A 9808-nucleotide genomic window follows, 5' to 3' on the forward strand; every position below is an offset into this window, starting at 1 on the left:
CGGCGCCGGCGCTGCTGGGCCGCCTGCCGCCGGCCGCGGCCGTCCGCGCCTGGATGGACGCCTTCCTCGACTACACCACCGCCAAGCGGGGGATGGCCGACGCGCTGCGGGCCGTCATCGCCTCCGGCAGCGATCCGTTCGCCCACACCCGCGAGCGGATGGTCGACGCCGTCACCTCCCTGCTCGCCGCCGGGGCCGCCGCCGGGACCGTCCGCGCCGACGTCGACCCGGTCGACGTGCTCACCGGGCTCGCCGGCGTCACCCTCGCCGCCGGCGAACCCGCCCAGCGCGCGCAGGCAGGTCGCCTGCTGGACCTGTTCATGGACGGCCTGCGCCCCCGCCCCGCCGCACCGGAGCAGCCCTGAGCCGCACCCGTCAGGCGGCGCGTTCGAGGATGTGGACGCCGCAGGCCGAACCCAGGCCGATCACGTGGGCCAGGCCGACGCGGGCACCGGGGATCTGCCGGTCGCCGGCCTCGCCGCGCAGATGGGTCGCCACCTCCCAGATGTTCGCGATGCCGGTCGCCGAGATCGGGTGCCCCTTGGACTCCAGCCCGCCGGAGACGTTCACCGGCGTCGACCCGTCCCGCCAGGTCGCACCCGAGTGGAAGAAGTCCACCGCGCCGCCCTCCGGGCACAGCATCAGGTTGTCGTAGTGGACCAGCTCGGCGGTGGCGAAGCAGTCGTGCAGCTCGACGAGGTCAAGGTCCTCGGGATCGACACCGGCGGTGTCGTAGGCGCGCCGCGCGGCGTTGCGGGTCAGCGTGTTGACGTTCGGCAGCACCTGGCAGGCCTCCTCCCACGGGTCGGTGGTCAGCACCGAGGCGGAGATCTTCACCGCCCGGCGGCGCTGCTCGGGCGCCAGGGTCTTCAGCGCGGCACCGGTGACGAGGACCGCCGCCGCCGCCCCGTCGCAGTTCGCCGAGCACATCGGCCGGGTGTTCGGGTAGGAGATCATGACATCGTTCATGATCTCGTCCAGGGTGAACCGGCGCTGGTAGGAGGCCAGCGGGTTCAGCGTCGAGTGGGCGTGGTTCTTCTCGGAGATCCGGGCGAACAGCTCGAAGCTCGTGCCGCCGTAGCGGTGGCCGTACTCCATGCCGATCTGGGCGAAGACCCCGGGCATCGTCTCGGTACCGATGCGACCGTCGAGCGGGCCGACCGCGCCGAACCGGCCCTGCGGCGTCCAGGTGTCGGAGTCGCCCATCCGCTCGCCACCGGCGAGCAGCCCGGCGCCGGCGAGCTTCTCCACGCCGACGGCGAGCCCGAAGTCGGCCTCCCCGGCGCGCAGCGCCATGTGGACGACCCGCATCGCGGTCGCTCCCGTCGCGCAGGCGTTGGCCACGTTGTAGACGGGAATGCCGGTCTGGCCCACCTGCTTCTGTAAGGCCTGGCCGATCCCGCCGCCGCCGCGCAGGTTGCCCGCGGCGAGAACGCCGATCTCCCGCATCGTGATCCCGGCATCCGCGATCGCGTTCATGGTCGCCTCGGCGGCCAGGTCGATCAGGTCGGAGTCGGGGTGCTTACCGAACCGCGTCATGCTGATGCCGAGTATCCACACGTCGTCGCTTGCCATAGTCGTCTCTTCCTGCCAAAGGTGTGGGTGCGTGTTCCCGGGACGGGCAGGGGCCTCAGAGTCGGGGTTCGAACCCGAAGCTGACCGCCTCGGTGCCGGCCTGGTCGACGCCGACCGGGGTGAGCGCGAGGCGCACCTTCATCCCCAGGCGAACCGCCTCGGGCGTGGGCTCGACGTTGATGAGATTGGCGCGCACGCTCGTGCCGGCGCAGTCCACCGTCGCCGACACGAACGGCACGGGCACCCCCGGGGCGGCGTGGGCGACGATCGTGAACGCGCGCACCTCGCCCTCGGTGGGGACGTCCACCTGCGTGAAGGAGGTGCCGAAACAGCTCGCGCACGCGTTGCGCCGGTCGAAGAAACGTGCGCCGCACGCGGTGCATTCACGGGCGACCAGATGCGGTCGCTCGCCCAGCACCAGATAGTCGACGAACGGGACGGTCTGCGGCACGGGGTGCTCCTCACGGGTCGGATTTCGTCCCCGACCGGCTGACCGGCGGACGCGTGGTTGGTCCGCCACGGGACGGGTGGTGGCTGTGGTGGCTGTTGTGGCGGTGGCGGCGGATCCCACCCCGGCCACGGTCCCGGGGGCGTGTCCCACCGATCACCATCCACCCCCTGTGGGCTTACCATCCGCCCCAGCCAGCGGCAACCGGTCCGCTGTCCGGCCGCCCGCGGCGCCGCGCGGCGCCGCGGACCCGGCCCGAAAGTGCCGGACGCACACATCACGAAATCTATCCGTCTGCGTTTTCCCTGGTCCTGGGTTCCCCGGACAGGACCCACTCGGCACAACCCGCCCGATACCGGGACATGTTGCTACGATGTCGCGACCGCAATACATACTCCGAGGGCGGGTCATCAATGCCCTGACGGCGAGGGGAATCGGCTTGGACGAGCTCGACCGTGCCTTGTTGCGCCTGTTGCAGCAGAATGGCCGGCGGACCAACCGGGATCTCGCCCTGGCCACCCACGTGGTGCCCTCGACCTCCCTGCAGCGGGTCCGCTCGCTGGTGGAACGGGGCATCATCAGCGGGTTTCGCGCCGAGGTCGATCTCGCCGCGATCGGCCGGCCGGTGCAGGCCCTGATATCCGTGCGGGTCCGGCCGCCCTCCCGACCGGTGATCGAGGCTTTCCGTGCCTGGGCGGCCGACCTCGCCGAAACGGTGAGCCTGTTCTCCACGACCGGAACCTTCGATTTCCTCCTGCACGTCGCGGTGCCGGACATCGACGGGCTCTACAGCCTCGTCATCGACCGCCTCACCGCCCGGCCCGAGGTCCACGACGTCCAGACCAGCCTGGTGTTCGACCACCGGCGCTCGGCCACGGTCGAGCCGATCGAACCCGTCGACCCCGCCGAATAGCCGCCGTCGGCGACCACTTCCGGACCGGCTTCGGCGGCGGTCGCTCCGCCCCGCCGAGGCCACCCGGCCGCACCGTGCCCGTCCCTGCCACGCCTTGCCGTGCTGAGCCTGAGCTCACCGCGCCTGTTCCGTATGGCGCCTGCCTGGTCCACACTGCCTGGGCCGTGCTGCGCCTGATTCTCGCGGCACCAATCGGTCGCAGTATGCCGTATCCGATTGCGTCAAGGCCCCGACGACCACCGCGGCGGCACCGGCGAGCGGGGCGACAAACAGCGTCAGCGTGGCGGTGCCTACGCTGCGGGCGTGGCGGACCGGGGGACGTTAGCCGGTGCGCCCCGGCGGCCCGCTCCGGCCATGTCGGGCTCCTGGCCTGCGCCCCGAACGGCCGCCGCACACCCCGGATCGGCACCGCGGGCCGCGGCACAGACCTCATCGTGAGAGCGCCATGCCTGCCCTGGGGGCCAGGGGCGAGGATTCCCGGCGGCGATCAGAGCACCGCTACCCGGACCTCCGAACATCAATCCCATGAGTCCGCCCAGTATCAGTGGTGGCCACAGAGCGAGACCCGTCCACACGGCCTTCCTGTTCATCGCCTTGGCGGCTGGAAGCTGCTCGACGTCTTTCAACACGGAAGACCTCCGGTACGACATCCGACAGGCCGTGGTCGTGGGTAGCACCTGACAGCCTCCGACGGAGGGCAGTCGGGCAAGGACCTGTGCCCGGCCGACTCCGATGGCGGTGCCCGCGGTGGCCGGTACCATCGATCCCGACGCATTCGGTGCCGGATCTGTCGACGAAGTCGATCATATTGTCTTCTTGTCCGTCGACGACGTAGTGGTGTAGCCGCCGTCGGGGACGAGCAGGGATATCAAGCCGCCCTGGGGATCGCGTGCCACGAGCGTTGTCGGCCCGCCGGAGGCGAAACTATGCACTCCGATCAGGCCGCTGCGAAACGTCGTTTCTCCCGCGGCGGTGCGCAGACGCCGCGGGCCAGGCCGGCGAGCCGCTGATCGCCGGACGGACTTCAGCACCCAGTTGGCTGCCTGGTGATTCAAGCTGACATTGCGGCCTCGGAACGACTCCTACTCCACGCGGCTCGTCGAACGTGCAATGTGGTTGGGGCGGATCGTCCTGCAGCTCGACGACGATGGCCCGCCGAAGGCGACTACTGCGGTTCACGCGATCAAGATCGATCTATCCCTCCCCGTCATCAGGAAGACGGATCTACGCCAAGCGCTGAAAGTAGATCCCTATACCTGCCATCAGAACGCCTGTGGCGAAGGGAATCATGGCGTCGACGTATGCCCCATGGAATGTCCTTACCGACTCTCCTCTGGCCTCTGCCCTCCTATTCTTTGCGCCAATCCTCATTCCTTGGAACCAAAATGCAATCCACAATACTACGAACATGTATGCAAGAATGTGACGGAAAATTTCGACTCCTCCTCGGCGTAGTGGGCGCGTCCGGTGCCGGTGCTGTCGATGAGGCCGACGATGTTTGCTTGGCCGTCGACGACGTAGTGGTAGGTGGTGTAGCCGCTGCCGTTGGGGACGAGCAGGGATATCAGTCCGGTAGGTGTACTGGTAGTCGTCCGCGGAGCCGTTGTTGAACCGGGTCAGCCGGCTGCCGGTGTCGTAGGTGTAGGTGGCGACCGTGCCCGCGATCATGTCCTTGCGGCCCTGGATCTGGTTACGGTCGGTGCTGCTCGCCGTGGTGCAGGTCCCCGAGGTGTAAGGGGAGTAGCAGTACTCGTAGTCCATCACCCGGTTGGCGTCCGCGTCGCTCGACGCCCGGGTCGTCTTGATCCGCTTCACCCGCCCGCCGGTGTCGAACGTGGTGTGCGTGTGCAGCGCGTACGAGGTCGGGGGCGTCGCGGTGTTCGCCGTCGCCCAGGTGTCCACCCGCCGGCCGTCGGCGTCGTAGCCGAACACGGTGCGGTTGCCGGCCCGGTCGATCATCGTCGCGACGTCGTTGACCTGGTCGTAGGCGTAGGTGGTGGTGCCGCCGAGCTCGCCGACGGTCAGCAGGTTGGACGCCGCGTCATAGGTGTAGCTGGTCGTCGAGCTGTCCGGCAGGGTCATCGACGTCAGGCGGGACAGTCCGTCGTAGGCGTAGGTCGTCGTGCCGGTGCCGTCGTCGCGCTCGATGAGGTTGCCGGCATGGTCGTAGACGAGGGTGATGTCGGGGGTGGTGTCCGAATAGGTGACGCCAGTGAGGCGGTCGTTGTTGGTGTAGGAGTAGTCGACGGTCACCCCGGTGCCGGTGACCAGTTCCTGGAGCCGTTCGCCGTTGTCGAGGTCGACCGTTCGCTGCGCCAGGCTGTTACCCGCGGGCGGATTGACGTGCTGGAGCTGGTGGGTGGTCACACCGTTGTAGGTGGTGGTGATGTAGGTGTAGGTGGTGACGTTGCCGTTCGGGTCGGTCGAGGTGTTCGGCTGGCCGTCGGGGTAGTAGGCCACCGTCGCCTCCGCGCCGAAGGAGTTCTCGTTGGCGGTGAGGTTGCCGGGGCCGTCATAGGTGAACAGCGACCGGTTGTCTGCCGCGTCCGAGGAACACATCGGCAGGTGGGTCTGGGGATTCGTCGGTGCGGGCGTGGAGGCCGGGCAGGACGGGTCGGTGTTCGTGTAGCCGTACTTCGTCGTCGCGCCGAGCGGGCCCACGGTCGACGTCAGGCTGCCGCCGCTGTTCGCGCCCCACGTGTTGGTGAAGGTGCCGCCGACCGCGTTCGTCGCCGAACCCACCCGGGCCTGCGCCGTCCAGGTCTTCGAACGGTCGTTGCCCAGGGCGTCGGTGACCTGGGTGACCCGGGTGCCGTAGTCCCGGTTCTCAACCGCGTAGGTGGTGGTGTGGGAAAGGGGGTCGGTCACCGTGCGGGTCGGCGGGCTGGCCGCGTCGTTGTAGGCGAACGTGGTCGTGTTGTCCACCCCGGAACTGGGATGGCGGGTGACGGTCAGCACCCGGCCGGCGCTGTCGTAGGTGAAGTCGGTGATGCGGCCGTCCGGATCGTAGAAGCGGGACAACTCGTCCTGGGCCGAGCCGAAGTCGGCGTACTCGTACCCGCGGACCTCGCCGCCGGCGTCGACGGTGTAGTCCAGGTTCCAGCCGACGTAGTGGAAGGTGGCCGTCCGGCCGACGGCGGTGTCCGAGAGCGAGGTGAGGAAGTCCTTGCCGCTGGACGAGTCGTTGGTGTAGTTCGCCTGGATGATCCGTCCCCGGGTGTCCTTGATGGTCGCGAGGAACCCCTCCGCATAGCCCGGCCGGGCGGTGTAGTCGAAGGTCGTGACGTTCCCGTTTCGATCCGTGACCTTCCAGAGCTGGTAGGCGAGGTTCAGCGGATCGGAGGTGAACTTCTTGAACACGTACACGGTCTTGGAGTCGTCGAACGTCAGCCGGAACTGGCCGCTGGCCGGCACGTTCTCCTCCAGCTTCGCGTTGAGGCCCGGCGGGGTGGTGTAGGTCAGGCCACCGCCGGCCTCGAAGACGAACGGCGTGCCGGACTCGTCGTAGAAGGTGGCGCCATTGTGGGTGACACCGTCGCCGTTGTGCAAGATGCACACGCCCGTGGACAGCCGCCACCGGTTAATCCCCAGCGGGGTGTCGGCGCCGTTCTGGAACACCGCCGCTTCCCCGGAGTTGTAGGTCCGGTACACGGTGAGCGGGCGGCCGACGCCGTTGATGGAGTACTCGACGCACTGCAGCAGCAGATTGCCGTTGCCGACGTTGACGCCCGCGTCGCAGCTGCTGTCCAGCTTCTGCCCGGTGAACGTGTTGAAGTCACGCCGACCGGTCTGGGTGCTCCAGTCGACGGTCATCGTCGGCCGGTCGCCGGAGGCCGAGGCCTGCGTCGAGGCGACCTGCACCACCCCCGTCGTGGCGCTGTCGTCCGCCTTCAGGATGAGGCCCTGGTTGGGAACGGTGCCGCTGACCCAGTCCTGGGCGAGTTTGCCGGCGTACATGTGCCATGCGCCGGTCGTGGACGTGATGGTCTTGATGTCGTAGGCCGATCCGCTCGTCGCGCCGCCGGTCCACGCCCCGCTGCCGCTGTTGTTCCAGGTCGCCGCCGTCGTCCAGGACTGCGACAGCCGTAGCAGGTAGACGGGGAAGCTCAGCGAGCCCGCGGTTGCCCCGGTCACGGTGAGCTTGATGTCGGCGGTCTTCACCACGGCGTACTTGGGGATCGCCGACAGGTCGAAGCTCATCAGAGCCCGCCGACGTGCGTTGCCGCTGGCCGCCGGGCCGTACCCGATTTCCATGAGGCCGGACGAGCAGTAGTTCGTCGTGGCGTAGGAGCCGTCGGCGATGTAGCAGTCGGTGATCTGGCTGGGCCCGATCGTCACCGTCGGGTCGACGACGACCGGCCAGGTCCGGTTCTTCGCCGTGAGCCAGTCCTTCGCCAGGGTCTGGGTCAGCGTCGTCGTGGTTGTCGGAGTCGGGGTTGTCGGGGTTGTCGGCGCTGGCGGGGTTGTCGGCGCTGGCGTGGTTGTCGGGGCTGGCGTGGTCGTCGGGGCTGTTGGGCTCGTCACGGTGCTGCCGCCGGCCGGCGGGGCTGCGGTGGCGAGGGTCGAGGTCACCGCGCCGCGGCCGGACAGGCGGTCACCGGTGTCCTCGGCGAACGACGACGGCAGGGTGAACACCGGCGTGTTGTCGGCTCCGGTGACGGCGAAGCCCTTGCCGGCGGTCCGGGCGGACAGCCCTTCGGAGGTCGTGATCCGGAACGGGAACGAGGTGACCGCGGCGGCATCCCTGACCACCAGCGACTCCTTCACCCCGTGGAGAGCACTGTGTAGACGAGGGTGACGCCGGGCAGCGCGTCCGCGTGGGTGATCGTCGCCCCGTCGACGACGCCCTTCGCGGTGGCGCCGTCGAGCTGGAGGCCCACCCAGCGACCGCCGCGCGAGACCCGGATCGGGCCGTCGGCGAGAGTGCCCGGGAACTGGGCGTCGTAGCCGACGGCCTTCGCCTGCCAGGCGAAACCCTTCCCGGTGGAGGCGACGAGTGTGGTGTCGATCGGCTGCCAGGCGCCCTGGGCGTCGCGGTAGTTGACGGGGGAGGAGGAGACCTCGGTTCGGTACACGCCCTGCGTCGTCTCGACCGTCCGTGACGTCGCGGTCCGCAGGCCCGGGAGCTCACGGGCGACCGGTTTTCCGCTCGCCCCGCCCGGCGGGGCGGGGCGCACCGAGCCTTCGGTGGGCGGCTTGGTGAACGTCGGGGGCGGCGCGGCGCTGGCCGCCGCCGGAGGGTACGACGTCGATGTTTTCGCAATGCGACTCCCAGGTTCTGCCCGTTCCCGGGAGCGCCGACAGAGCCGACCCGACCTGGCCGACCCGAGCGGTCGGCGGGTCAACGCAAGGCCAAAGTCGGACTGGCGCATGCGCGATACCCGGCCAACTGCACAGTGGTTTGGCCTGACGGATAGCGGGCACCGGGAAGGGGGAGGGCCGGAACGGAAAGAATCGCGGTAATCGTGGAACATGATCCGGATACCGCGCATCGGCCGCTCGGAGGAACTTCGAGCCGGCCGGCTCCACCGGTCAGGGGTTTGTCTCCGCCGTTGTATCCGCCTGTTCTACTCCGCGCGGAGGAGAATCCCGGAGACGCGAAAGGGACCGTCCGGGCCACGGGTGGCGGGCCACGGGCAGCGGGCAGCGGGCAGCCAGGACGGTCCGACATGCGGAATAAGTGGGCGGCGGAACTGAGTGCGGTTGGCACCCGGCTCAGCTTGCGAGGTTCGGGTACAGGTCGGCCTCGGCCATCAGTCGCGCGATCCGGGCCGCCTGCACCCGTGACGGAACGCCCAGCTTTCCGAGCAGCGACTGCATATGCGTTTTGACCGTGGTGGGGCTCACGCCGAGGATGCCGGCGATTTCGGCGTTGGACCGGTCGGCGACGACGAGGAGTCCGAGCACCTCCCGTTCCCGGCGAGTCAGCCGGTCCACGCGCGCGGCCAGGGCGGTCGGCACCGGCGTGAAGGTGCGCCGCAGCCGGGTGGCGAGGATCTCCGCCGCGCGTGGGCTGAGCACCGTCCCGTCGCCCGCGGCCACATCACGCACGGCGGAACCCAGCCGGCCGGAGTGCAGCTCGTCCTTGAACACGAAGCCGCTGGCCCGGCCACCAGGGCGGTGAGGACGTGGCGCTCACTGCGTGGTCCGGCCGCCAGGAGAAGAACTCCCGTGCCGGCCAGGTCGGGATCGGAGGTGATCATCCTGGTGGCGGTGCGCCCGTCCAGTTCGGGCATCGTGCAGTCCATCACCGCCACCCTGGGACGGTGGTGGCGAACCGCGCGGACCGCCGCCGCGCCGTCGGCGGCGTCCGCGACCAGGCGTAGTCCGCGTTCCGCCAGGAGTAGGTCCCGCAGGCCGGCGCGGGCGAGATAGTGGCCGTCGGCCAGCACGATCGACACCGTTTCAACGGCCCGCATCGCGGGCCTCCCCCGGGTGGCGGTCGGCGGGCCCGTCGAGGCAAAAGACCTGGTCACGGGAGATCCGCGAGGCGCCGCGAGTTCATCCCGACGACGTGGGCCGGCGCGGGGCGGGACAGCTCCGGCGACGGCCACGCCGATCCCGAGAACATCGACGACGCCGCCCTGGCCGCAGCCGGCTACCTGTGCCGCGGTCACCGGGACCCGGCCGATCCGGTCGGGCTGCGCGCCGCGATCTACAGCTACAACCCGTCGGCCGGCTACGTCCGCGCCGTCCTGGCCTGGACCGCCGGCTACACCACCGCGGTCGTGGCCCGGGCGGCGGACGGTGAACAGGGGACACCCGACCCCGCCGTCACCGCCACGCCGGCTGCCGGCCCCACACCGTCCGACGGCCCCACGCGGCGGCTCCGACCCGCACCCCCACCGTTCCCACCTCCGCCGCCCCCGCCC

Annotated in this window: 6 protein-coding genes and 3 pseudogenes; 3 read left to right on the plus strand and 6 right to left on the minus strand. The window is 69.8% G+C overall.

The genetic code is table 11. From position 1 onward, the window contains the following. Window positions 1–365: pseudogene (locus ND748_RS17485) on the plus strand (TetR/AcrR family transcriptional regulator); the annotation flags it as partial. Window positions 366–375: 10 nt separating this feature from the next. Here the strand turns inward: ND748_RS17485 and ND748_RS17490 are convergent. Beyond that, window positions 376–1575, minus strand: a complete 1200-nt coding sequence (locus ND748_RS17490) for a thiolase family protein (RefSeq protein ID WP_251746868.1) — start codon at window positions 1573–1575, stop codon at window positions 376–378. Between the two features lie 55 nt (window positions 1576–1630). Continuing rightward, window positions 1631–2026 (minus strand): OB-fold domain-containing protein, encoded by a 396-nt coding sequence (locus ND748_RS17495; RefSeq protein WP_251746869.1) that lies wholly within the window; start codon window positions 2024–2026, stop codon window positions 1631–1633. Between the two features lie 436 nt (window positions 2027–2462). On the opposite strand from ND748_RS17495, the gene ND748_RS17500 reads away from it, so the two are divergent. Beyond that, a complete protein-coding gene (locus ND748_RS17500; protein WP_251746870.1) occupies window positions 2463–2936 on the plus strand; it encodes an Lrp/AsnC family transcriptional regulator in 474 nt (157 codons plus the stop codon). A 1224-nt stretch (window positions 2937–4160) separates the two neighbouring features. Here ND748_RS17500 and ND748_RS17505 read toward each other — a convergent pair. From ND748_RS17505 to ND748_RS35080, 4 genes and pseudogenes are all read right to left on the minus strand, one after another. Next, a complete protein-coding gene (locus ND748_RS17505) occupies window positions 4161–7688 on the minus strand; it encodes a DNRLRE domain-containing protein (RefSeq protein WP_251746871.1) in 3528 nt (1175 codons plus the stop codon). Window positions 7689–7699: 11 nt separating this feature from the next. Next, the gene (locus ND748_RS17510) at window positions 7700–8011 is read right to left on the minus strand and encodes a hypothetical protein (RefSeq protein ID WP_251746872.1); all 312 of its coding nucleotides are present in this window, start codon (window positions 8009–8011) and stop codon (window positions 7700–7702) included. A 640-nt stretch (window positions 8012–8651) separates the two neighbouring features. Then, window positions 8652–9029, minus strand: a complete 378-nt coding sequence (locus ND748_RS34665) for a LuxR C-terminal-related transcriptional regulator (protein ID WP_251746873.1) — start codon at window positions 9027–9029, stop codon at window positions 8652–8654. Between the two features lie 80 nt (window positions 9030–9109). Next, a pseudogene (locus tag ND748_RS35080) lies at window positions 9110–9355 on the minus strand (response regulator); the annotation flags it as partial. Between ND748_RS35080 and ND748_RS17525 the strand changes: the two are divergent. Next, window positions 9311–9808 (plus strand): annotated as a pseudogene (locus ND748_RS17525) (hypothetical protein); the annotation flags it as partial. The pseudogenes ND748_RS35080 and ND748_RS17525 sit on opposite strands and share 45 nt — an antisense overlap.

The organism is Frankia sp. AiPs1 (assembly GCF_023716945.1).
Lineage (GTDB): Bacteria > Actinomycetota > Actinomycetes > Frankiales > Frankiaceae > Frankia.